The organism is Flavobacterium sp. PL02, assembly GCF_035013205.1.
In the GTDB taxonomy this organism is placed as follows: domain Bacteria; phylum Bacteroidota; class Bacteroidia; order Flavobacteriales; family Flavobacteriaceae; genus Flavobacterium.
On record NZ_JAYGJP010000001.1, the window covers coordinates 976,813 to 999,398 of the forward strand.

A 22,586-nucleotide genomic window follows, 5' to 3' on the forward strand; every position below is an offset into this window, starting at 1 on the left:
ACCAATAATTAAATTCTAAAAATAGAACCTTAATAGGTCGTTATGAATAATTAATTAAGCATAAAATTATTTAAAGTAAATAAATTGTAAGGTAAAAATTTTCTGGATAATATGGGCTCATTGCGCGCCATTGCTTGTATTTAACCCAAATAAACTTATTTAATAAGTCTGTTCATGACATTTTAAAATTAATAAATAGTAAACAAATAATATAAAATGAAAATAAATTTTTTAGTACTCTTTTTAGTTCTTGCTTTTGGTAAAAATGCGAATGCTCAAGATATTTCCATACAAGTTTTATCTGCAGTAGAAAAAGATAAAGTATTAGACAATGCAGAAGTAATGATTCAACGAAATGGAGAATCATCAGCAAAAAGATTAACCAATGCTCAGGGGAAAACAACCATTAATGGAGGTTTTCAAGACGATTCGAATACTTTATTAATTATCAAAAAAGAAAACTATTCGACTCTTGTTGTAAAATGTCCATGTAATGATTTAACATATGCGTTGAGCCCGGTAATGAAAAACCTAGACGGAATGAGAATTGTTTTAAACTGGGGGAAATATCCGGAGGATTTAGACTCTCATTTAAGTTTTCAAGGCAATCATATATACTTTCAGCATAAGAAAGGAAATATGGCTAATCTAGATGTAGATGATACGGATAGTTATGGACCAGAAACGATAACGATTGAGAATAAAAAATTCGGAGAAGCCTATCATTATTTTGTTCACGATTATTCTAATAAAGAAGACATGAACTCTTCGCAACTATCGGCAAGTGGAGCAAAAGTATTTGTTTATGTAGGACAATCATTGGTTAAAACATATTACATCCCAAAAAATAAGAAAGGTAATGTGTGGAACTTATTCAAAATAAATGAAAATGGAGAAATCATTGATATAAATAATATCATTTCGAAAACGGAGCAAGAAGTAGGTATTGTTGAAACGTCTGGTGAGGATACCGAAGAACAAGTATATGTATCTAATGAAGACAGAAAAAAAGCGCTTCAATTAAACACAAAGGGAGATTTAGCTTACCAAGGTAAAGATATAGATGGTGCTTTAAATTTTTACAAACAAGCTTTAGAGTACAATCCAGTTTTCGGACAAGCCTATGGTAATTTGGGACTTATGTATATTAAAAAAGGATATAAGGCAGAAGCTATTTATGCTAACAGGAAAGCAATAACCTATGCAGCAGGTAATTCTATTAATACAACCAAAGCTAGCGCATATTACAATATTGCTAAGATTTTTGAAAACGATAATGATTTTGAAGAAGCATTAAACTATTACAAACTTGCCAAAGATTTAAAAGATAATGTTGTTTATGACAATGCAATAATTAGAGTAGAGAACAAAATAAGAGGATAAGAAATAACAAAATTATATTTCCAATAAAAAAATAAATAAAGAATTATGATAGAAAAACTGAATCATTTTCCCGTTAACTGGATTGATGGGATGAAGATAAACAAAAGTCATTTCTTATCGATGCAGGACAATGTTTCCGAATTGGTAAATGATGCAATAGGTATTCATACAACACCTATGAGTTATGGATTACTGGATTTGGGAAATCAGAACAGAGAATCGACAAAAATTACTTTAGGAATTGATAATCATAAACTACTTCGCGTACGTGTAGAGGAGTGTCATGCCATAACCCCAAATGGATCAAGAATCGAGATTAGTAAGAGTAATACAGATACATTAGACCTTCAGGTTCCTTATCCAGAGGATACTTATCAGATAAAAGAAGGTGAACAATTAGAATTGCTAGCCTGTATATCGGTTAATTCTAAAAAAAGAATTCCGTTTGGTGAGCCTGATCCAGACGAAGTTCCGCCAAGATATCCGTACACACAACCAGAATATAAATTACACTTAATTAAGGCCGAAGAATTTCGTTCAGGAATTGGGTATGGAGGATTTTATCTGGCAATCGGTAAAGTTTTGGTAGGAGATACTACTGTTCTGGATGAGGATTATATCCCATCATCAGTTACAGTAACCTGTCACCCAAAACTAGTTGATATGCAAGCACAAATTGCACGTTCGTTTGGACAGATAGAAATTTACTCAGTACAGATTTCTCAAAAAATTAACCGCGTTCAGCAAACAGGTGTTTTGGCACATACGATGATGCAATTGGCAGATAATACAGGATATTATTTAGGGAATTGTTTAACTCAATTTCGTTGGTTTTCGTTACACCAGCATCCAGCAGCAATGTTAAGTACAGTGGTTTCTTTTGCCAGAGTGATGAAAAATTTTATTGATTCAAAATCTGGAGCAGGAAAAGAAGAGTTACTAAACTATTTTGCTGAGTGGTGTGATATATCACAAGGAGATTTTGAAATACTGTTTACTTCACTGATAAATACAGGTTACGATCATGTACATATAGATAAAACAGCAGGTTTAACAATGACTTTTTTACAAAGAATAGAGAAGCTGTTTGAAACTTTGAGTAAGCTGGATTATATAGGGAAGAAAAAAGAAAATATCGAATTATTTGTTGCCGAAACAGACAAAAAAGATATTGTTCATAACCCGAAACGACATGGTTTCTTTATAAAAGATTAAAAAATAATAGTAATATAAATTATGGAAGTATTAAACAAATCTGAACGCCAGAAAGCATTTATAGCTTTTCTAGTAGCCTTTATTCTAACTTTTACAGTAATGTTAATTGCAGTATCGTTTAATTTTTATATGCCAATGGCAGAAAATAAAATGCTAAAGGCTGAGAATGAAATGATGAAAAGAGAGTATGATTATCAAACTAATTTTTCGGTAAAAATTGATAGTGTTCGAATGACGATTGACTCTATTAATTCGCCAAAAGTAGATAATGATTTTCAGCAACGTTTGGCTAATGTTATGATAGCCAATATTTATCAGAAAATACCAAAAGACACCACTGAAAATAAAAAGCTATATAACAACGTGATTTTGGCATACAAGAATATTATTGATTATAAAAAGCAAATTAGAAGTCTTACCCATAATTCTCATTTAATAGATAGTTTGAACCAATCGGCAAAAACATATAAAGAAGAGTTAGAAAAAGTAAGTAGAGACTTGGATGTTTGTCGTCAGATTTATCAAAACCAATAATAAGAAATTAGAGTAAAAGAATTAATAAACTAATCATTAAAAAATTAAAATTATGTTATCAAATTATGGAATTGGAGGTAATGAAGTAAAATTAGATGCAGATGAAGCAATCACTGCAATCCCTCAAAACAGAACACTTGTTGCTCAAAAACTAACTGTAGATGCACCTGTTAAACCAGAACTAGTAGAAGGAATTACAAGTGTTGAAAAAGCATTTGAACATTTTAAACCAGAAGTAAAAGTGAATTTTGAAACTGCAGATGGAGCTACGAAAGTAGAAGCATTAAAGTTTAAAAATTTAGGAGATTTTGGAATAAATGGTATCACTGCACAGAGTAAATTTTTATCTGATCTGGAAACTGAAAAAGACCAATATCAAAAAATTATTCGTCAGTTAAAATCGAATAAAATCTTAAAAGCAGCATTAGAAGATGCTGATGCTAAGAAAGCTTTATTAGAAAGCCTTGGAACTCTAATTACAGAATTGAAAGAGAATAAATAAGAAATTTAAAAAAATATAGAAAGTATGGCAAATAAAGAAGCATATAAAAGTAATGACGTTGATACTGCAGTATTAGAACGTAAAGTAACAGGAGGTTCTTCTATTGAAAAAAACGTTGAAAAACTAGCTAAATACGGTGGGTTTGATTTGTTGGAAATGTCTATTGAAGGAATTCAAAATCTTAATCCAGAGAGAAAAGCAAGAAGAAAAATTTTCCTTGGAGAAGTAAACAAAGCTAAAGAAAGAGAAACACTTTTAAAAACATTAGAACTTTGGGCTTCGGTTTTAAGTAACAATGAAGCTTTGACTGATATGGTGGCTCAAAGTGAAGACAAATGCAAAGAGTCTGAAGTATTATTAAAAAAGAATTTAGTAAAAGCTGTTGAAGATACAAGAGAAATCGAGGCTGCTTATAGAACTGTTGCTTTGTTTTTCAAAAATACTGAAACAGATAAAGTAAAAAATGTTACCATCGTAAATGCCGATTTAGAGCAATTAAAAGACCTTGATAATACTCGTTTTATTGATGCAATTCACTCAGAATTAGTTGATAACTACGATCGTTTAGATCTTAAAAACAACTACGGTATCCTTGTTATTCCTGGTTATTTAGGATCAAATAAAGTAATCGAAAAATGGGCAAAAATTGCACATGAGAACAAAGTAATGTTGGTTACAGATTTTGAACATTTAGATGAACCGGATGATGTAATGGAAATGTTTGATGCTGCCTCTTTAACAGGAGGAGATGTATATCGCTCAAATGTAATTATGACATGTAACTGGTTAGTAGGACGTGGAAGATTTGACCAAATTGGTGAAAACGAAGATTTGCACATTGCTCCATCTGCAGCACTTGCAGGGAAAATTTACAAAACATTAATGTCTCAGGTTACTGCTGGTAAAAAATTCGGTGGAATCAATGAAGTTGATGGTGTAAAATTTGATCTTAAGAAAAGTGAAATTGCAAATCTTGAAAACTTAGGATTAGTTCCTATGGTAAACGAGTATGGTAAAGTAATGGCTTTCTCTGCAAAAACATTATTTAACGGAGACAACTTAGGATTGCAAACATATTCAGTAGTTCGTGTATTTGATTATGTGACTAAAGTATTAATGGATTTCCTTAATCGTCGTGCATTCGAAAACTTTACTGCTAAGACTCGTAAAGAGATAATGAACCAAATCGTTGCTTTCCTTGATGGTATTACAGGTCCAGACAAATTAATCGAGAACTTCGAGATTAGAAGATTTGAGCAAGATCCAATCCAAAAGGATAGAATATATATGGATATCCATATGAAACCATATTTCCCAGCCAAAAATTTCCTTATAAAAATGGATGGTCATAAAGGAGATGATGGAACAGAATGGGATACAGATTACGAACAAAAATAATTGTTGTATAGTAAATTCAAAAAAGGAAACACATATGTTTTGTGTTTCCTTTTTTAAACAAAATATTGATCTTTTGAATGATCAAACCAAATAATTCAAATTCATGAACGTACTTAAAATTTTACTTTTAATCGCATTATTTTCAATTTCAAGTTCGGCTAATGCTCAAAAAATAAGAGCAATTGATACTTTAAATTGCCCTATTTCGCAAAATGAATTATTGCTTTCGGGTAAACTTTTTGCAAGTGCGACACCAATTTTGCTACGTGTTTTTAATGAAGATTATGAATATGCAGTATTTCAACTTGGGAAAAGAAGAAGTAGCATATACTTATATTTTAAAATCTTCACAGATAATGTGTGTGTGAAACAACAGCAACCATTGGAAATTTATTTTAAAAATGGAGAAAGATATATCCTGAAAAATTCATTTGCTGTAAACTGTGATGGGACAGCTGCTTTGGAGCTCAGAAGAAGAGATATAAAGAAATTAATGGCTAATGATATTAATACCATCAAATTTTATACACTTAAAAGAGATTATGAATTTAGTCCAAGTGCTAACGATAATAAAAATATAAAAGAATATTTACATTGTCTGAAATTGTATAGAATCAAGAAAAAATAGAATGAATTTATAATTTCAAAAATAGAGATAATAAGCACCATTCTTAAAAACAAAACTAAAGTTTAATTTATTTAAAAGACTAAATATGCCAATTCCAGAATTAAATCTCTCATTAGGACTTACAGACAATGATGGTTCTGTTTTTTATGCAGGAAGTGGCGAAGGTAAAGTTATTGTTCGTACAGATTCTGCATTGAAACAGCATACTATTAGTATTACAATCTCTGAACAGCAAATAGGATCGGTGAATTTAAAAACACACTTTAAAGGTGCTGAAATTCCTGCTGAAATTGAGATTCCAACGTATCAGATGATAGTTACTGATGATAAAACAGATGAAAAAGAAATATATAAAGTTACCCGAGATACCTATTTCTTTAAAGAACAAACTACCAAAAAAGGATTATGGAGCTTTTTGGGATTAAAATTTTTAGCTACTAAAAATTTCCTATTCGAGAATATTCCTTTTGAACCTTTAAAAGAAGAAATAGAGACATTTGATATTTCTAGATATAGAAAATTAAATCATGATGAACTTACTTATACTTTTCAAAAAGAAAATCAGAATATACAAATTTTTGCAGGAGATATAAATACGCTTAAAGTAGAAAAAGGAACAAGTTATTTTGTTATTGTCGATGAAAAAAAAGGACAACGCTTTATAGGAGATATTCTATATCGAGAGAAATTTTTAAAGCTTACGCCAAAGGTAAAGCTTCACGTAATTAAGAGAAAGCAAGTTTCGAAGGCTATGGAAACAAATAAGCAAGGACAAACAGATCGATTGATTTATATTTAAAAATTAAATAAATGAAAGGAGCTTTTTATAAACTGCCTATAGATTTTAATGCTATAATTCAGAAAAAAGAACTAGAAAAAACTTCTATAGAACATTCTATTGCCCAACAAGTAATATTGTTGGCAACAACCACTTTTGGAGAATGTAAATTTGATGAAACCTTTGGTTCTAAAATCTGGGAGATTGATTTTGATTTGTTAATGAATGAAAATACATTAAAAGAAATAATTTCTAAAACCATGAAACAATCATTACTTCTTCATGAAGGAAGGATTAAAGTTAATGAGCTTAAAGTGGAATTAACCGAGGCAAAATATGTAGTTGATGATGTGAGCAGAGCCAAGAAAAGAGTCGATATTATTATTGAAGCAACAATAAAAAGTACTAATAGGAATTTTGATTTTAGAGGATATTTTTTTGTAGGACCATTATCTTATAAATAAAAGTTACTCGTCTGAGTACTAAATACAAGGGTTCAGCTATGTTTTGATTGCTAAATTCTTAAAATATTGATAATGTAAATAAAATTTTATTAAAAAATATATTATAATAAGATTTTTTTTATATATATTTACAGGATAAATAAATAAATTAATAATTAAAAAATTTTTATTATGTCGTTTTTAACATCGTTGTCAGTAGCCGGAAAGGACTACAAAGTATTAAATGTAAGTTATGATTTAGCTCAAGAAACTGATGCTTCTGGGCGTCCATCTACAGTAACACGTGGTGGTAGAATCATGATCGAAGTAGAATCAACTGGTAGCACAGAATTGTTCGAATGGATGACCAATAATTTCGAAAGAAAAGATGGGTCAGTAAAATTCATCAAACGTGATTCGAATGCTACTTTAAAAGAGTTGAAGTTCACAGAAGCTTACATGGTTAAGTACAAAGAGAATTTTGATCATAACAGTGCTACTCCGTTAACGGAAACTTTTATGATCTCAGCTCGTAGAATCTCGATGGGCGGAGGAGAATTTGATAATGCTTGGGTTTAATCCTTTGGACTTTATCAAACTTAATTAAGCTTGAAACTATTAAAGGAAGTCCATTTATTGGACTTCCTTTTTTGTTTTGATGTGACTACTTAAATCTTTTTTAAGTAGAAGCTTAAACCTTATAACACTACTTTTTAACAATCTAAAAATCAACAAATGAGTTTTTTATCAAAATTACACATAGACGGGGAAGAATATAATGTCCTGGAATTTAATATTAGTTTTAAACAAAAAATCGATACAACAAGTAAACCTACCGGTGATGCCAAAGGTGGTGTTATAAGAATGATTATCGAGGCAAGTCAGAATAGTCATTTTCTATCATGGATGTTAAATAGTGATTTAACTAAAGATGGAAAAATTGTTTTTTATAGAAGAGATGCTTTGAGCAAAATGAAAGAACTTACGTTTGTAAAAGCATTTTGTATTGGTTATGATGAGCAATTTACAAGCACAACCGAAGTACCAATGAAAATAACAATGGAGTTGGTAGCCAAAGAATTGACTTTTGGAGATGCTAAATTTTCAAACAACTGGATTGCTTTAGATTAATTGTAAAGGCTAATTAAAAACAAGGACGCATTATTATGGCACACTTTTCAGAACAAGTACATATATCTATAGGAAGTTTTACCCAAAACGTTGTTTATTATGATTTAAAGCTATCGCAAAAGATGGCTGATCATCATCATTTTTCGTTTATTTGGCAATACACAGGTAAAGCAATAATTAAACCAGCAGACCAAGCAAAAGCTTTAAGAGGTTACTTAGGAGATGAAGTTATTTTTACTTTTAAAAGCCTTACCGGAATAAGATTGATGAGTAAAGGTATCATTACAGAGCTTTCGTCTGTAGATCTTCATGGAAGCCCAGTGGGTTTACACGTAACAGGTGTGAGTCATAGTATTGTTCTCGATGATATGAAAAAAACAAGATCATATCAGGAACGAGGAATGGATGATATTGTACTTAGTATCTTAGCCGAAGGGCCAGGAGAATTTTATCAAAGAGATTCTATAAGATCAACTTATCTTAAGGAATTAAAATACATAGCACAGTATAATGAAACCAGTTTTGAATTTCTTAAAAGACTGGCAACACGTTACGGACAATGGTTTTATTTTGATGGTATGCGTATGCAATTTGGACAAACAAAAACTAGTAAAGTAAAACTCATCAATGGAGCTTCTTTACACAGTTTTAAGATACAGACCAATATGGTGTCGCACAAAATTTCCTTAACAGGTTATGACTATGAAAGTGGAGCTACAATCCGTAATGCAGCTGCAAGAACTTCTGTGGGTAGTAAAGATAGTTTTTCGGCTATTGTAGGCTATAATCAAGGAACTGTTGCACAATCAGATTTAAGTATTAGTGCCTATACAACCAACTCACAGAATAAAGAAGAAATTGATGAAATGGTTACGTTGCAAACAGGAGGTAGCGATGCCAATAGTGTGTATTATAGCGGAATCTCTTATTTTCCTTTAGGAGTAGGTCAAGTTTTTACGATAGTAAATCAAACTGTAGAACATGAACTTATTGTTATAGAAGCCATACACCATTCTGAGGTTCACGGTAACTATTCTTGTGAGTTCAAAGCTATTCCTGCAGATGTTGCTGTACCACATTATACTAATGTACATGTTTTTGCTAAAGCAGAGAGTCAGCCAGCACAGGTAAAAGATAATAGTGATCCCGAAGGATTAGGACGAGTTATAGTACAGTTTTATGGAACAAGTGGCAATGCTGTAAGTCCATGGATACGTATGATACAACCTCATTCGGGTGCAGGAAAAGGATTTTATTTTATTCCCGAAATAGGAGAAGAAGTATTGGTAGGTTTTGAAGGAAATAATGCCCAGAATCCTTACGTAATAGGAACACAATACAACGGACAAGATAAAAGTGGGTATGCAGATGCTCAAAATAATATAAAAGCCATTCATACCCGTAGCGGGCATATAATCAAGTTTACAGAAGAAGAGAGCATAATAATTGCAGATCAAAACGGCAACGAAATACAACTCGATACTGTAGGTGGAAATATAAATATTACCGCATCAAATACAATAACAATGAATGCTACTAACATTATTATGAATGCTTCTGAAAATGTTACGACTACAGCAGGAATGAGTATTATGGAAAGTGCAGGAGCAGACAAAACTACTATGGTAGCAATGATGCTAAATACTAGTGTTGGAGGAGATAATATGCTAAATGTGACGGGGAACTTCACGGAAAATATTCAAGGTAATTTAGAATCTCATACCGAGAAAGAGAGACAAGAAATAGCAGTGAAAGGAATTGATACAAGCAGCGAAGGAGGTATAAATAAGCATTCTAAAAAAGAAATGCAGAATAATAGTGCTGAAAAATCTAAATCTCATTAATACATGAGCAGAATAAGAATTGTAGGAGGTACAATAACAAAAACTACTGTTGGAGATCATAATATATACTCTGAAGGAAATATTGTTTATAATTCAGGTAAAGCAATTACAGAAACAAGCGATGTAGGTATTAGTTATGGGGAACCGAAAGATGCTCCGCCTCCTGAAAAAATCGCAAAATGTTTAGTTGAATATAGACCTTGTAAGGATTGGAAAGGTGAATTCGGTATTGATTGGCCTAGAAAAAAAGACAGTAAAATGGCTGTTGATGTTCCTTATAATGGAATTATAGGGAAATATGGTGCAACTTACGGATCAGAACCTACTGCAATCTTTACTCCAGAGAATAAAGCTTATCTAAACCATTTAAATCAATATAGTTTTTTTAATTGTTATAAAGGAAAATATTATATTCCCAATGTTACTCTTATGAAGGGACAAACAGCCTTTTTTGATGTAATAACTGAAGTTGAAGAAGAACCAGAGAAATTGCATTATGTCTATGATACAGCTGTTTTTGAACTTACGATCTTAAAAAAGTTAACTTCAACAAAAGGGAAACACTATGATGAAAAAGCTTTGAAAATTAAATGTTTAAAACAATTTGATAAAAAACAAAGCATCCGTATTATAGCAACAAAGAAAAAATATTTAGAGAAAGTAGGAGAAATATTCATTTTACCTAACAATAATGTAAAAGAAATTAAAATTCTGTTCATCCCTGTTAGCCATAACGGTATAAAAGGAAGTATAAAAGGAAATGAAGTACAAATTCTTGGTAATGCTTTAAATCAATCTTATATAAAAGGGGATATAAAAAGCATGAAAGAAATAAAAGTTGGGGGTTGGTGGTATGATTTGTTTTTTACTTCAAAGGATAAAAAAGGAAATAAAGTAATGGACACTTCTAATGTAAAATCTATTCATAAAACACTTGATGAGGTATTTTTTGAAAATGAAGAAAATGAAATTTATAAAGATTGTTATAGATTATACATGCTTCCTAATGGTAAATTAAATGGTATAGCAGAAAATGTGGGTGGTAACTCCAGAGTAGCTGTTGTTTATCAAAATAGGAATGATTCTACCGCTCCTCATGAGTTAATGCATGCCATGGGATTGTATCACACTTTTGATAACGATGGTTTGTTTACTTACAAGTTTTGTAAAACAGATAATATAATGGATTATACACATCAAATTGGTAAAGCACGTTTTTCAACAAATAAATGGCAATGGAAGATTCTTAATTCCAGCATACGATGAAAAAAATAAAAAGTATAATATGTCTATGCATTATTGCATTTAATTTAATGTCTTGTGGTGGGCAAACAGAAAAAGGAGTTTATTATCCTAAAGAAAAAATTATGACAACTGATAAGTTTGATTTTGTTAAATATAACCGAATTGTTGAAGAGAAAAGAAAATTAGGAGAGTTTGATCTTTATAATCATATTGAGGTTTTAGCAAATGGAAATGTGGTTGAAAGTTCTCAGGCACAAGATAAATCGGCAACAGTAATAATTTTACCGCCTGTTCCAGAATTAATAGAAACGCATAAAAGTTATCATAAAAATGGTTTCTTAGAATCTGAAACCCGAAGATATATAGGATTGCAGTTAGGTTCTGATATTGTTAAATTTGGTACTTCTAAGTATTATGATAATAATGGTCAATTAGTAAAGGAAGTGGATGAAGCAGCTAAATATGAAAACATAAAAGTGAAGCCACTTAATTTATTTGAAATTTTAAAGAAAGAACCTTTGTTTGTAAATCTAAGCAAAGAAGAGCAAGTTCTTTTTAAAGCTATTTTTGATTTACCACAAAAAGAAAATGAAATTTCACCAGATATCATTTCTAAAATTCTAAAAAAATATACGATACTTAATCCTGCAGATAGAGAAGATGTTAAAAATACGTTTTTAACATTAAGTAATGATGAGAATATGTGGGAGGTGGTTAAAGATATCTATCCTTTTGGAAGAATTGAGTATAATGTAGATTCAAACTCTGGTAAGATAATTAAAAGGAACTATATAAAAGAGACAAGACCATAATGATAATTACGTCTTTGTTTTTGAAAGTTTAAATTTCATTATAGGATAAAAGTAAATCTGAATTTTAAATATTTGGATTGAATTTAAGCTGGATTTTCTTTAGGAAACTATGATTTATCTCGATTAATGAGATAAAAAGAAATCAATAGAGATTAATTGATTTGATATATTTAATACATGTATAAGAGTATAATTATTCCTGCTGTTGCCATTTTCATGCAACTGATGGGCTTTATTCATTTGTATTTAACCTATAAAAATGGAAATAGTCATATACCTGCTGCTTTTATCGAATTGAATTTTTTAGCAGCTTTTAATGCAGTAGTTTTATTGATTGCTTATTTTTTCTTTTTCAAAGCTGCAAGTAAAACAAATTGGTGGGTAGTTTCAATTGGATTATCTGTACTGACTATATTATTTTTAATTATTACGTATTCAATAATGTTCTTTTCTAAATATAAATAAAGAAGATAAGTAAACGAACAATAATTATTTCTGGTTTAAAAAATCTAAATCACACTAAATAAAATTATGAGCAGAATAAGAATTGTAGGAGGTACAATAACAAAAACTACTGTTGGCGACCATAATATCTACTCTGAAGGGAATATTGTTTATAATTCAGGTAAAGCTATTACAGAAACAAGCGATGTAGGTATTAGTTATGGAGAGCCGAAAAGCCCTCCTAAACAAGAAATTGTCGAAAGTAAATATAAACTTGAAAGTACTTACGCACATGATCAACTTTCAGCTTTAGCAAAACAATTAGATGAATTGCCTTTCATGTTTTTTATGGTTGGAGTTTTTGGAGAAGAAATTGAAGCAAGTGCACTAAGTAAGTTATATAGAGGCTTAAGTGATAAATCAATAGTTTCACCAGAAATTATAGTTACTAAGTTTCCTGTAAGAGGAAGAATTGCCAATTATAGCAATAGCCAAAAAAAAATATTGATTTGGGAATATACTTTAGAATTGGCAATAAAAGACAATGACAAGAAAACAGAACTTTTGGCTGCACTGGTTGAAGAATATGGGCATCATATTGATAACCTTCTTCGTACAGAGCTGTCTACTAAGGGGAAAGATGATACAGATAATATTGATGAAGGAGCAAAATTTGCATATGCTTTGTTTAATTTTGATATTTTTACAGAAACAAATCTTAATTATGCCAAAACAGAAACACCTAATTATACAGGGGATTTAATTATCGATTTTTCTACTATACATAAACAGATTAAAGAATATGTAGCAGAAGACCAACAATATGATGCCAACCCTAGTGAAAATGAGGATGGTTTTGGGGCAGGATTTGAGGCTGGTATGCATGGTGGTATTGAAAGAGAAGCATTAAAAGGCCTATTTTCAAGAGAAGAAATGAACCAAATTTATTATGGCAATTGGCTAAGGGATTATTCTCAGGTTATTTTAGAAACTACTATTCGATTAGAGAAGCCTGATATCGACAAAATCAAACAGTCTAAATCAAAACATTTAAATGATTTACTAAAAAGTAATCCCAATAAATTTTCGCATGATACTTGGGTTAAACTATTAGAATTGTTAGCAGCCAAAGAATTTGTGTTTGGTGAGGATAAATTCGCAGATCATAAAAGGTATCTTGATTTGTTCAGAAAACAATATGGTCCATTAACTAAGGATATATTGGGACTTTATAGACCTGAAGAACATATAGATAACCCAAAAGGTTTGAACGATTTTAGTAGCCTAAGTATATCATTTAATTATGAGTATGCCAAGGGATTAACTAAACCCGTAAAGCTCTATGCAGGCGAAATAGCCCAATCTATAGAAGTAGACCCAGAATTTAATATCAAAAATTATATCCATAAACATGGTATTCCAGAAAGGCCATCATCTGATGGGTATATGTGGGATCAAATAAAACTTGCTGTTCAGTACGGTAAAAACAAAGACGGATTTAGACATCTAGGAGCTGCGTTCCATGTATTGGAAGATTATTTTTCACATTCTAATTTTTGCGAATTAATGCTGATAAAAGTCGGGAGTTTACCACAATATCAGATCAATAAAGAGTTATCTAAAAACCTGAAATTGGTCTATCCTTGGGTTGAGGGTATGCAAGGACATGATTATAAAACAATTCCGATTGTAACAGGTAAATTTTTAATGGATGATACCCTAGCCAGCGTATTGCCAAAGGTTGGTGACAAAATGTTTCCTATAGGTATACAAGATTACATACAAAGAAAACCAGGAGATAGAACCTTTACTGATGCTTTTATATTGACTACCCTAGAAGATTTATCCAAAGGGCAAAAAACTGATGGAGTAGAAAATGATCCCGTTTATATGGGTATGACAACATCAGAGTGGCTAGTAGCATATAATAACTACTTAAAATTACTTGATATTAAATCGGCAGGAATGCAATTTCTAGGACCACTAGGAAGATTTATTGACAGAAGCATGAGTTATTTAGGGGATAGTTTGGCTACGTTTTCTAACATTGGTTTTAATTTATTCTTATCTTCGGTAGATGAAGATATAAAAGAAGAACAAACGCTTAATAGTAACAAAAATTATGGAACTGACCCTACTCATACCCAAATAGCTAAAGATGCACTTAACCATCCTTTAAATCCTCTTGCAGCTGAATTAGCAAAAGTAGCAGTTATGGACGTAGCTACACTTATAATGGAAGAGTGGAAAACAAGGAAAGAACCTTCAGGAAAAGAGCTTGCAAAATATGTAGCTAATAAATATACATTACATCCTAAAGACTCCAGAACGGAATGGGCAAACAGTATTGTTTATAAATGGGCAGACGCAAATCCTGATGCTATAATTCGTCTTCAAAGTGCTACTGTGTATGAGCATGCCGAAAAAGTTACAGAACGAGCTATAAACAATGATAAAATACAAGAAATTTTAAAATATTTCAATTGATGAAAACCTTAAAAATAATTGCTTTACTATTTTACACATGTTTGGCTTTGCAATGTCAGACAAAAAAAGAATCAAAAAAAATGGACTCAGAATTTACAATTAATACTCAAAAAGTAAGTTACAAAGACATAGAACTTCCATTAGGGAAGTCACTAAATGAATGGGTAAAAATACTAGGGAAGTATGACAGAGTATTGCCTCCTTTAGAAAAGAAATATATTGTAGAGAGAACCTATACTTGGGATAAATTAGGGATTATGGTTGTCGAATTCGGAGAAGATAATGAAGTAAAAATAATCCCTGAGCTTTATATTTTTTTTAACAATTTAGATAGTCCTGTAGGACAAGCAGGCAAATTGGAATTCGCAAAAGGAAGAGAATCTGCTATTCATACTAAAGAGCGAAATGAAAAACTTGGTTACAAAACTAATATGGAAAGCTACAAACGAATGTTAGAAGAAGAAACAACAGGGTCAGAGGCTCCTAAGAATTATCCATATCCTTTTACTACATATAAAAAATCTCTGAATATAGAAGGAATTGAGATAAGAGAAGGAATGACTATTTCGCAAATTAACAAATTGAGGGAAGAGGCAGATTTACCATTAATAAAATATTGGGATACTGATATGAACAGGAAAGAGGAAGATGGTTCTACGACGACTAAATCTAACGGTTATTTTACTTATTTGTATCCACATAAATTTACATTTGATGAAGGTGAGAAAGCTAACAAATACAATATTTTGTATCGTTATACCGAGCAAGAGCTTGAATATATAAGAGTTGTACATGATACAGGACAAGAATATTAAGTTTAAAAAGTATTTTTTAGCAAATGAAAATTGTCAAAATTCTTAAAAGTAATGATATAACGATTAAAAAATAATTTTCACATTTGGATTGTCAATATTGTTCTTTTTGTTTTTGTTCTTTTCTTTCGTTGATTCTTGGAAAAAAGGAGGTCCAGGAAATCAAAAACCAGCTGAAGATCCGAATTTAACTAAAGGCATAACATTTGTTAACAATGCTGAAAAATCAATAATGGTTATCGTTAATTTTAAATATAGCGATAATGAGTTTGTTGAAAAATCAGCTATTAATATTAAATACAATAAGATTGATAGTCTTTACATTAAAAAAGATAGGGGAGGATACTATTTACTTCCTATTTTTTATAAGGATACAATTAAATTTCCTGAAAAATTTAATATCAAAATTAAAGATTCTTTAGGGAGTATTATAAAGGAGTATGATAATGAAGAGTTCTTTAATAGTATCGAAAAATTAAAATATACAAAGATTAATGATATAGAATGTAAAGAGACAAGTTGGACATTAAAAATAAAATAATATTAACTGGTAAGTTATTATATTAGATATGCAGAAATTAAGCAAATGAAGAGAATAGCTTTAGGTTTGTTAGGAATAATAATTGTCTTTTTTGTGTTTCGCTTTTTTCTTATTACAGTAAGTGATTATACAAATGGAAAAAAATGTAATTCATCCAAATTTGTTGCAGATGGAGGAAGAATTTATATACGTTTATTGAATGTTAGTAATATAGAAACGATAAGGAAATTCTCTATAGTTCTTATAGGAAAAGATGGTGAAATAAAAAAGATAAAATACCAAGAAGAGGCAGGTTTTATAAATACATATTATACATATTATAAGATTTTAAAGTCTGATACTTTATTGATTGAAGACGGGAAAAATCATAAATATAAAATTTATGATTTTAGAAATATAGCAAAACGAATAAAGGCAGGAAAAGATAGAGGTGAATACTATTGTAGTCTTAGTTATAAAGGTGATTATTCTGAAAATGATAACTCATCCAAAGGTGGTTCAGATTCTATTGATACCATAGATATATATTATGACATATTAGATAAAAATTAGAATATATAAAGGCAACACAAGTCCCAATAAAAAAATATAATAATGAGACAAGAACGAATAAAAGATAGAGTATTAAAAAGAGCAGCGAGATCATGGGGCTTTTCGGATGTAGAGATGGAAACATCATTTGATCCTGTTGTATCAATGATGCTAAATGCATTATCGTATGAGCTTGAAAAAGTAGCTCATGAACTTGAAGATTCTAAAACTCGTGTGGTCGAAAGAGTTCTTGAAATTATGTTTCCAGAAGTTAGCGCTGGAGCCAAACCCGCGAGAGCAATCATGCATGCTTTACCTATAGATAATAATATGAAAGTTTCTTTGCTAAACCAAATGTCGGTAAGCAGGAGAATTCATAATATTTATAATCCGTTAGCACCGATCACTAAAGAGATAACGCTTTCGCCAACATTAGAGGTGAAATTAGCTTCTTGTGAGGTTAAGTACATTGCTTACGAAAGAAATCTATACGAAGTTTCAAATCTATTTTACAAAGACTCAGTTCGCGATTATAAAAACTCACTACCTTCAGGAATAGTGTTTTTAGGAATAGAATTAAATAATACTAGCGTAGAAGAACTAGAGGATTTAATGTTGTTTATAGATATTAAAAACACCCACCAAAAAGAAATGTTCCATTATTATTTAAAGCAAATGAAATGCTTTCATGATGATGAGGAAATTAAGATAGAGGAGGGATATAATGTTCCTGTAAACAATCTAGATATCGAAAGTATCATAAACAGAAATTATACTCATCTTAGTGAGTTGATGCAAGAAGTAAATGAATTTTACTTTGATAATTTTTATACGCTAAAAGGAGCATTGAAACATAAGAACATAAGAGATTATGGCTCAGAATATAGATGTTTTGATGAGGTAACAAACAATAATGATAATTCTGTTATTTGGATTAAAATGGTTTTTCCAGAGTCATTAATTCCTCAAATAATAGACAATGTATCTTTTACAGCAAATTGCTTTCCAGTAATTAATAAAAGACGACATATCATAAATAAAACACTTGGAGGTTTCTTGTCTTATGTATCCTTAGATACGGGTAATAATATATATCTTGATGTAGATACCGTAGTTGATCCATTTGATAACCACTATGAAATAAAAGAGTTTAAAGACGGGGTTATCGAAGAAGGAAATGCTGTATTACGTACAGGAGGAGTTTCTCGATTTGATTCCAGAACGGCTTCTGAATTACTTCAGAATGTATTAGACTTATTAAAAGACGAGAGTTCATCGTTTTCGGGTTTAGGAAAAGATTTCATGAATAGTTCATTGGTCGAAATTAATCAACTATTGGCTTCGGTAGAACAACAGGCGAAAGAAAGTAGTTTTTCTAAAAATAACGATCCGTATTTAATGATTAAACCAAAAATTGATGAATCAGTTGGGAAATCATTTATAATAAGTTATTGGTCGACTTGTGCCGAAGAAGGAAATGATATTAAAGCAGGTACAGTCTTAGAGTCTAAAGAAGATTTGTTTTTTGTGAGTAAAGAAGCGGTATTAGTTACTAATACGGTTGGCGGAATGAATAAACAGAATAACAAAGACCGTATTCTGGCTTATCGTAATGCATTATTAACACGAGGACGAATTGTAACTTTTGCAGATATAAAAGCATTCGCTTTTAACCATTTTAAAAGTTGTATTACCGATGTTAAAATAGAAAAAGGAACACGAAAAGAAATCTCTGTAAAAGCAGGTTTCAGTCGAACAGTAGATATTTATCTAAAAATTAATGCAGCCGAAAAAGAACATTTATCGGTAACCGAGTGGGATTATTTGTGTGAGAGTTTTATGAAGAATTTAAAAAACAGATCATCAAATGTATTCCCGTATCGATTATTTATCGAGGATTAATTTTAGGAAACAAATAAATACAAAAAAAGCGCTAAGATATCTTAGCGCTTTTTTTGTTATAAATTAAATCAGTTATGATTTCGATCTCTTTCTCATCTTCATATTAATAAACTCAACTGCCAATGAGAATGATATAGCAAAGTACAAGTAACCTTTTGGTACAGCCCCGATATGTTCTCCTATTAAAGAAGCATTGGATAAGTGCATACTTTCAGTAATAAGCATAAACCCAATTAAGATTAAAAAAGCAAGTCCTAAAATCTGAATAGAAGGGTTTGCATTTACAAAATTTCCAACAGGAACTGCAAACAACATCATAACTGCTACCGAAATAACAACAGCAGTAATCATAATTGTTAAAGCGCCAGTAACACCATTTGTCATTCCTACTGCAGTTAAAATAGAATCTACTGAGAAGATTAAATCGATTAGTAAAATTTGTACAATTACATTCGAGAAGGATTGTTTTGCAACATCTTTTAATGTTTTTTCTTCATCGCCTTTATGGTCAACTTTTTCGCTAATTTCTTTGGTGCTTTTATAAATCAAGAATAATCCACCACCTAATAAAATCAAGGCTTGTCCAGTAAAGTCAGCATTTAGCCAACCCCATTTAATGCTAAAAACTGTTGCTTTCATAGCAATTAAGTATGAAATACCCATTAGCAAAGCAATACGCATGAACATGGCTAAAAACAAACCAATTCTAGTTGCTTTTTTACGACTTTCAGGAGGTAATTTTCCTGTTACTATCGATATGAAAATAATATTGTCGATTCCTAAAATAATTTCAAGAAAAGTCAGTGTTAATAAGGCAACCCAAGCGTCAGGGTTTAAGAATACTTCCATTTAAAAAAGGTGTTAATTAAGGGGTATTAGTATAAAAAATGTAATTTAATCTACTCGAACAACTTTTCCGCGTTGTTTTTGGGTAGAACCAACCATTCCGAACTCAAAAGTATAAGAATCTTTGGTTGTACTCAAAATTTTCATTCCGATAGCTTTCTCTTCTGCTTTGTTCTTTGGATGTTTCTTTTCCAGAACATATTCGCAATCACTTACCCAGCGAATTGTTGCCGTGTCGGTTTTTCCTTCAAAAGTTTCGATTTCAATATCATCTTTTCTTTCAAAAATAGTTGTTTTTTTTACTCCATCAACTTCGTATTCAAATTTGAATTTTCCAGTTTTAAAATCCTTGCAATTGTGTTCCGTATTATAACAAGATGCAACAATAAGTAATAAAGGGAGTAATAGTAATTTTTTCATAATAAGTAATTTGTTTATTTAGGAGCTAATCCTGCTTTTCATTTCAATCTTTTATGTCGAACCCCGACATAAAAGGATTTCCATTGCAATCAGGGCTAGTTTGCAATTGGTTCACAAGAACCATTAGTATTATATTGATTTATTAAGTTTTAAATTTTCTGGATATAAAACTCTTTTAATTTTTTAGATTCTTTAACTTCTTCTCTAATTTCTTCTTTAGATTCGCTTTTTGCTGCTTTTGGCCAGATATGAAAACCACCTTTTGTCATCGCTTTGGCTTGTTGGAAAATTTCTGGTGAAATATCAGCAAAAAAACTCAAATCTTCAGGATTATCCCAAACGCCCCAAATACCATTTTCGTCAATATCTCCGTTATAATTGATGATATGCGTAGGGTAAGTTTTGACCATTTTTAGCTTAAAATGCTCCAGATTATAAGAACCATTCCATCTAAAGGAATTTACATCGTCAGTTCCAGAGCCGGAGATAATAGAATTTGCAAAATTTAATTCAATAGACATTTTATGTTGTGCCGGTGAATTAGAATAACAATAAAATCCTTCCCATTCTCCACTAGGCAAAAAATGATGTGTCTCATTTTTGTTGTCTTTCATATTTATAATTCTGAAATAAATATAATAATAGATTTTATGCTTTCGACTCCGTGTAGTTTTAGAAATATTGTTATTTTAATCTCTTTAACTCATCATCGGTAAAGTTCTTAATTTCTTTTTCTTTAGCAAACTTTCCTGCATTGTAATTTTTAGATTCTTTTCTTGGAATCGATAGACTTTCCCAGCTGCTGTTTTTTAATTGTTTGGCATAAAATACAATTTGACCAACATGATAAGGATAATGTGCTAATTGTCTGTTGATAGCTTCAATAACCGTATGTCCTTCATTTCGGATATATATAATGTCTGAAAGTTGATTGGCTTGTAAATCATTTAGAGCGTCAAAAAGACATTTCCAACCTTTTTCCCAAGCAGTCATTATTTCTTCTTTAGATTGGAAATCATTTTCAAATTCTTCATCACGGTTGCGCCATTCTTTTTCGCCATCGGTAGTAAGGAAATCAGTCCAACGAGAAAGCATGTTGCCCGAAAGATGCTTTACAATAGTTGCTATACTATTTGTATCTTCATTTGTTGTAACAAGAAGTTGCTCTGGCTCGAGTTGTGCGATTGATTTTTCGCCCAGTGTTTTATAATATAAAAATTGTTTTTTTACACTTTCTAAATACGCTTCGGTTGCATTCATAATTATACAATTTTAATGTCATATTTATCTAAAAGGCCTAAAATTCCCTCGGTCGAGAATTGAGCTTTTTTCATGGGATTAAATTCCGGATCAATTTTAAAATTATATGCTGTTTTAAAATTAACACCAGCCAATTGAGTTTCGTTAAAAATTGCTCCTTCCAGATTGCAGTTATCAAAAACAGAACTGGTTAAATTAGTTCCTATAAAAGTTGTTTCTTTCATAGAGCAATTTACAAATTTAGTTTTTGGCATTTTTTTATTAGAAAATAAGGCATAGTCTAAAACCGATTCTTCAAAATATACCTGGAATAAGAAATCTTCACATTCATTAAATGCAATTCCTAGCAATTTACAGTTCTTAAATGTTACATTTTTTAAACTTGTACCTTTTAGACTAGTCATAGATAAATTGCAATCGATAAATTCGCAATCTAAAAAGGTATTGTAAGCAAAATTACTATTAGAGAAATCACAATTTTTAAATACACAATCCTCAAATTCGCGGTTGTTTATTTTTTTATCAATGTAGATAACCTTATCGAATGTTTTTTGAATATGAATTAGACTTTCCATGAATGTTTTTTGGATTTTAGGGCATTATGTCTTACTCGAAGAATTTGGATTGTACGATTGATGATTCGGTATGAAATGCTATAATTATAAATGCTATAAACTCTAAAACTACCATCATTATTAGTTTTTTGTTTGTCAAGTTTAAAAATTTCAGGTTGCGTTTTTAGTATTTCAGTGCTTTCAAAAATATCACTTACTACTTTATCAGCAATATGGATTGACTTACTTTCGAAAAAAATATAAAAATGAATATTTTCTAATTGTTTTAAAGCACTGTTGGACCAAATTATTTTCGACCCCATTTTTTTGCTATTTCTTTGGCTTCCTTTTCAGAATAAAAGTCCCCCTTTTTTATATCTTCCATAGCATTTTCTATGTCTATATTATAAGCTGCATCAGAATCAAGAGTTTGGTTATTGATAGATTGTAAAAGACTTTTTAGTTTTTCAACAAAAGTTGGGTCTTTTACTTTATCAATTTCTTGATGAATCCAATTTATTTCGGCTTGAATATCCATAATTAGCAATTTTAGTAAAGATACAAATTAGTCGTTAAAGAGCCCCCTCATGATTGTTTTTAAACCATAAAAGATTAAAAACATTCCCGCTAAACAGGCAATTATGCCAATAGCCAGAACTAAGTAATGCCAAACGTTTTGTTTGTTCATAAACGCATTGTAAATTACTGCAGGGCCAATAAATAATAGGGGCAAAGAACCCGATAAGTATTTAATTCCTTTTCCTATTAACTCTTTATTTGTTCCCATTTTTTTATTCTTAAAAGTTTAAGGTTTGAAGTTTAAAGTTACGAGAACTAAAAAACTTCTATTTGTTGTTGCATGACAGATAGTATATC

General features: G+C 30.7%; 27 protein-coding genes. 19 read left to right on the plus strand and 8 right to left on the minus strand.

Annotated elements, in window-relative coordinates:
- Positions 1-216: 216 nt before the first annotated feature.
- From SHI72_RS04090 to SHI72_RS04180, 19 genes are all read left to right on the plus strand, one after another.
- The gene (locus tag SHI72_RS04090; RefSeq protein WP_039112693.1) at positions 217-1,383 is read left to right on the plus strand and encodes a tetratricopeptide repeat protein; all 1,167 of its coding nucleotides are present in this window, start codon (positions 217-219) and stop codon (positions 1,381-1,383) included.
- A gap of 45 nt (positions 1,384-1,428) precedes the next feature.
- Positions 1,429-2,598, plus strand: coding sequence for a hypothetical protein (locus tag SHI72_RS04095; RefSeq protein WP_323489135.1), 1,170 nt, complete (start codon positions 1,429-1,431; stop codon positions 2,596-2,598).
- A 21-nt stretch (positions 2,599-2,619) separates the two neighbouring features.
- A complete protein-coding gene (tssO, locus tag SHI72_RS04100; RefSeq protein ID WP_035627571.1) occupies positions 2,620-3,132 on the plus strand; it encodes a type VI secretion system TssO in 513 nt (170 codons plus the stop codon).
- Positions 3,133-3,184: 52 nt separating this feature from the next.
- Positions 3,185-3,634 (plus strand): hypothetical protein, encoded by a 450-nt coding sequence (locus SHI72_RS04105; RefSeq protein ID WP_082001795.1) that lies wholly within the window; start codon positions 3,185-3,187, stop codon positions 3,632-3,634.
- Between the two features lie 24 nt (positions 3,635-3,658).
- Entirely contained in the window at positions 3,659-5,032 is a 1,374-nt protein-coding gene (locus SHI72_RS04110; protein ID WP_039112697.1) for a DUF5458 family protein, read from the plus strand.
- A 103-nt stretch (positions 5,033-5,135) separates the two neighbouring features.
- Positions 5,136-5,660 carry a hypothetical protein gene (locus SHI72_RS04115; protein WP_039112698.1) on the plus strand — a complete coding sequence of 175 codons (525 nt, stop codon included), beginning with the start codon at positions 5,136-5,138 and terminating at the stop codon, positions 5,658-5,660.
- A gap of 85 nt (positions 5,661-5,745) precedes the next feature.
- On the plus strand, positions 5,746-6,459 hold the full coding sequence (locus SHI72_RS04120) for a hypothetical protein (protein WP_039112699.1): 714 nt from the start codon (positions 5,746-5,748) through the stop codon (positions 6,457-6,459).
- Positions 6,460-6,470: 11 nt separating this feature from the next.
- Positions 6,471-6,902: a GPW/gp25 family protein gene (locus tag SHI72_RS04125; RefSeq protein WP_323489136.1), complete on the plus strand. Its 432-nt coding sequence runs from the start codon at positions 6,471-6,473 to the stop codon at positions 6,900-6,902.
- Between the two features lie 171 nt (positions 6,903-7,073).
- Positions 7,074-7,460: a type VI secretion system tube protein TssD gene (tssD, locus tag SHI72_RS04130; protein ID WP_035627552.1), complete on the plus strand. Its 387-nt coding sequence runs from the start codon at positions 7,074-7,076 to the stop codon at positions 7,458-7,460.
- Positions 7,461-7,616: 156 nt separating this feature from the next.
- Positions 7,617-8,012, plus strand: coding sequence for a type VI secretion system tube protein TssD (gene tssD / locus SHI72_RS04135; protein ID WP_039112701.1), 396 nt, complete (start codon positions 7,617-7,619; stop codon positions 8,010-8,012).
- Between the two features lie 35 nt (positions 8,013-8,047).
- Positions 8,048-9,856, plus strand: a complete 1,809-nt coding sequence (locus SHI72_RS04140) for a type VI secretion system Vgr family protein (RefSeq protein WP_323489137.1) — start codon at positions 8,048-8,050, stop codon at positions 9,854-9,856.
- Between the two features lie 3 nt (positions 9,857-9,859).
- Positions 9,860-11,122, plus strand: a complete 1,263-nt coding sequence (locus SHI72_RS04145) for a hypothetical protein (RefSeq protein ID WP_323489138.1) — start codon at positions 9,860-9,862, stop codon at positions 11,120-11,122.
- On the plus strand, positions 11,119-11,913 hold the full coding sequence (locus tag SHI72_RS04150; protein ID WP_323489139.1) for a hypothetical protein: 795 nt from the start codon (positions 11,119-11,121) through the stop codon (positions 11,911-11,913). Before SHI72_RS04145 ends, SHI72_RS04150 begins: the two co-directional genes overlap by 4 nt.
- A gap of 177 nt (positions 11,914-12,090) precedes the next feature.
- Positions 12,091-12,378, plus strand: a complete 288-nt coding sequence (locus SHI72_RS04155) for a hypothetical protein (protein ID WP_323489140.1) — start codon at positions 12,091-12,093, stop codon at positions 12,376-12,378.
- A 66-nt stretch (positions 12,379-12,444) separates the two neighbouring features.
- Complete coding sequence (locus SHI72_RS04160) at positions 12,445-14,844, plus strand: HET-C-related protein (RefSeq protein WP_323489141.1); 2,400 nt, start codon at positions 12,445-12,447, stop codon at positions 14,842-14,844.
- The gene (locus SHI72_RS04165; protein ID WP_323489142.1) at positions 14,844-15,659 is read left to right on the plus strand and encodes a hypothetical protein; all 816 of its coding nucleotides are present in this window, start codon (positions 14,844-14,846) and stop codon (positions 15,657-15,659) included. Before SHI72_RS04160 ends, SHI72_RS04165 begins: the two co-directional genes overlap by 1 nt.
- A gap of 106 nt (positions 15,660-15,765) precedes the next feature.
- Positions 15,766-16,197 (plus strand): hypothetical protein, encoded by a 432-nt coding sequence (locus tag SHI72_RS04170; RefSeq protein WP_323489143.1) that lies wholly within the window; start codon positions 15,766-15,768, stop codon positions 16,195-16,197.
- A gap of 45 nt (positions 16,198-16,242) precedes the next feature.
- Positions 16,243-16,749 carry a hypothetical protein gene (locus SHI72_RS04175; RefSeq protein ID WP_323489144.1) on the plus strand — a complete coding sequence of 169 codons (507 nt, stop codon included), beginning with the start codon at positions 16,243-16,245 and terminating at the stop codon, positions 16,747-16,749.
- 42 nt (positions 16,750-16,791) lie between these two features.
- A complete protein-coding gene (locus SHI72_RS04180) occupies positions 16,792-18,630 on the plus strand; it encodes a type VI secretion system baseplate subunit TssF (RefSeq protein WP_323489145.1) in 1,839 nt (612 codons plus the stop codon).
- Between the two features lie 72 nt (positions 18,631-18,702).
- Here SHI72_RS04180 and SHI72_RS04185 read toward each other — a convergent pair whose 3' ends face one another.
- The 8 genes from SHI72_RS04185 to SHI72_RS04220 all read right to left on the minus strand — a co-directional run bounded on the left by SHI72_RS04185 (position 18,703) and on the right by SHI72_RS04220 (position 22,497).
- Positions 18,703-19,479 (minus strand): TerC family protein, encoded by a 777-nt coding sequence (locus tag SHI72_RS04185; RefSeq protein WP_039112712.1) that lies wholly within the window; start codon positions 19,477-19,479, stop codon positions 18,703-18,705.
- A gap of 45 nt (positions 19,480-19,524) precedes the next feature.
- Positions 19,525-19,896 carry a hypothetical protein gene (locus SHI72_RS04190; protein ID WP_039112713.1) on the minus strand — a complete coding sequence of 124 codons (372 nt, stop codon included), beginning with the start codon at positions 19,894-19,896 and terminating at the stop codon, positions 19,525-19,527.
- A gap of 149 nt (positions 19,897-20,045) precedes the next feature.
- Positions 20,046-20,510: a hypothetical protein gene (locus tag SHI72_RS04195; RefSeq protein WP_086896104.1), complete on the minus strand. Its 465-nt coding sequence runs from the start codon at positions 20,508-20,510 to the stop codon at positions 20,046-20,048.
- Positions 20,511-20,580: 70 nt separating this feature from the next.
- Complete coding sequence (locus SHI72_RS04200; RefSeq protein ID WP_323489146.1) at positions 20,581-21,156, minus strand: DUF1572 family protein; 576 nt, start codon at positions 21,154-21,156, stop codon at positions 20,581-20,583.
- A gap of 2 nt (positions 21,157-21,158) precedes the next feature.
- Complete coding sequence (locus tag SHI72_RS04205) at positions 21,159-21,731, minus strand: pentapeptide repeat-containing protein (RefSeq protein WP_323489147.1); 573 nt, start codon at positions 21,729-21,731, stop codon at positions 21,159-21,161.
- Complete coding sequence (locus tag SHI72_RS04210; RefSeq protein ID WP_323489148.1) at positions 21,719-22,033, minus strand: type II toxin-antitoxin system RelE/ParE family toxin; 315 nt, start codon at positions 22,031-22,033, stop codon at positions 21,719-21,721. The genes SHI72_RS04205 and SHI72_RS04210 overlap by 13 nt, the downstream gene beginning before the upstream one ends.
- Positions 22,018-22,248 carry a hypothetical protein gene (locus SHI72_RS04215; protein WP_323489149.1) on the minus strand — a complete coding sequence of 77 codons (231 nt, stop codon included), beginning with the start codon at positions 22,246-22,248 and terminating at the stop codon, positions 22,018-22,020. Before SHI72_RS04215 ends, SHI72_RS04210 begins: the two co-directional genes overlap by 16 nt.
- A gap of 27 nt (positions 22,249-22,275) precedes the next feature.
- Complete coding sequence (locus tag SHI72_RS04220; RefSeq protein WP_039112716.1) at positions 22,276-22,497, minus strand: DUF6095 family protein; 222 nt, start codon at positions 22,495-22,497, stop codon at positions 22,276-22,278.
- Positions 22,498-22,586 lie beyond the last annotated feature (89 nt).

What these genes read in the sequence shown, in the direction of transcription:
- SHI72_RS04220 (WP_039112716.1), bottom strand. Translation starts at nt 22,497, where the DNA reads ATGGGAACAAATAAAGAGTTAATAGGAAAAGGAATTAAATACTTATCG.
- SHI72_RS04215 (WP_323489149.1), bottom strand. Translation starts at nt 22,248, where the DNA reads ATGGATATTCAAGCCGAAATAAATTGGATTCATCAAGAAATTGATAAA.
- SHI72_RS04140 (WP_323489137.1), top strand. Translation starts at nt 8,048, where the DNA reads ATGGCACACTTTTCAGAACAAGTACATATATCTATAGGAAGTTTTACC.
- SHI72_RS04115 (WP_039112698.1), top strand. Translation starts at nt 5,136, where the DNA reads ATGAACGTACTTAAAATTTTACTTTTAATCGCATTATTTTCAATTTCA.
- SHI72_RS04185 (WP_039112712.1), bottom strand. Translation starts at nt 19,479, where the DNA reads ATGGAAGTATTCTTAAACCCTGACGCTTGGGTTGCCTTATTAACACTG.
- SHI72_RS04150 (WP_323489139.1), top strand. Translation starts at nt 11,119, where the DNA reads ATGAAAAAAATAAAAAGTATAATATGTCTATGCATTATTGCATTTAAT.
- SHI72_RS04195 (WP_086896104.1), bottom strand. Translation starts at nt 20,510, where the DNA reads ATGAAAGACAACAAAAATGAGACACATCATTTTTTGCCTAGTGGAGAA.
- SHI72_RS04145 (WP_323489138.1), top strand. Translation starts at nt 9,860, where the DNA reads ATGAGCAGAATAAGAATTGTAGGAGGTACAATAACAAAAACTACTGTT.
- SHI72_RS04200 (WP_323489146.1), bottom strand. Translation starts at nt 21,156, where the DNA reads ATGAATGCAACCGAAGCGTATTTAGAAAGTGTAAAAAAACAATTTTTA.
- SHI72_RS04175 (WP_323489144.1), top strand. Translation starts at nt 16,243, where the DNA reads ATGAAGAGAATAGCTTTAGGTTTGTTAGGAATAATAATTGTCTTTTTT.
- SHI72_RS04110 (WP_039112697.1), top strand. Translation starts at nt 3,659, where the DNA reads ATGGCAAATAAAGAAGCATATAAAAGTAATGACGTTGATACTGCAGTA.
- tssD (WP_035627552.1), top strand. Translation starts at nt 7,074, where the DNA reads ATGTCGTTTTTAACATCGTTGTCAGTAGCCGGAAAGGACTACAAAGTA.
- SHI72_RS04090 (WP_039112693.1), top strand. Translation starts at nt 217, where the DNA reads ATGAAAATAAATTTTTTAGTACTCTTTTTAGTTCTTGCTTTTGGTAAA.
- SHI72_RS04205 (WP_323489147.1), bottom strand. Translation starts at nt 21,731, where the DNA reads ATGGAAAGTCTAATTCATATTCAAAAAACATTCGATAAGGTTATCTAC.
- SHI72_RS04180 (WP_323489145.1), top strand. Translation starts at nt 16,792, where the DNA reads ATGAGACAAGAACGAATAAAAGATAGAGTATTAAAAAGAGCAGCGAGA.
- SHI72_RS04105 (WP_082001795.1), top strand. Translation starts at nt 3,185, where the DNA reads ATGTTATCAAATTATGGAATTGGAGGTAATGAAGTAAAATTAGATGCA.
- SHI72_RS04210 (WP_323489148.1), bottom strand. Translation starts at nt 22,033, where the DNA reads ATGGGGTCGAAAATAATTTGGTCCAACAGTGCTTTAAAACAATTAGAA.
- SHI72_RS04160 (WP_323489141.1), top strand. Translation starts at nt 12,445, where the DNA reads ATGAGCAGAATAAGAATTGTAGGAGGTACAATAACAAAAACTACTGTT.
- SHI72_RS04155 (WP_323489140.1), top strand. Translation starts at nt 12,091, where the DNA reads ATGTATAAGAGTATAATTATTCCTGCTGTTGCCATTTTCATGCAACTG.
- SHI72_RS04165 (WP_323489142.1), top strand. Translation starts at nt 14,844, where the DNA reads ATGAAAACCTTAAAAATAATTGCTTTACTATTTTACACATGTTTGGCT.
- tssO (WP_035627571.1), top strand. Translation starts at nt 2,620, where the DNA reads ATGGAAGTATTAAACAAATCTGAACGCCAGAAAGCATTTATAGCTTTT.
- SHI72_RS04190 (WP_039112713.1), bottom strand. Translation starts at nt 19,896, where the DNA reads ATGAAAAAATTACTATTACTCCCTTTATTACTTATTGTTGCATCTTGT.
- SHI72_RS04125 (WP_323489136.1), top strand. Translation starts at nt 6,471, where the DNA reads ATGAAAGGAGCTTTTTATAAACTGCCTATAGATTTTAATGCTATAATT.
- SHI72_RS04095 (WP_323489135.1), top strand. Translation starts at nt 1,429, where the DNA reads ATGATAGAAAAACTGAATCATTTTCCCGTTAACTGGATTGATGGGATG.
- tssD (WP_039112701.1), top strand. Translation starts at nt 7,617, where the DNA reads ATGAGTTTTTTATCAAAATTACACATAGACGGGGAAGAATATAATGTC.
- SHI72_RS04120 (WP_039112699.1), top strand. Translation starts at nt 5,746, where the DNA reads ATGCCAATTCCAGAATTAAATCTCTCATTAGGACTTACAGACAATGAT.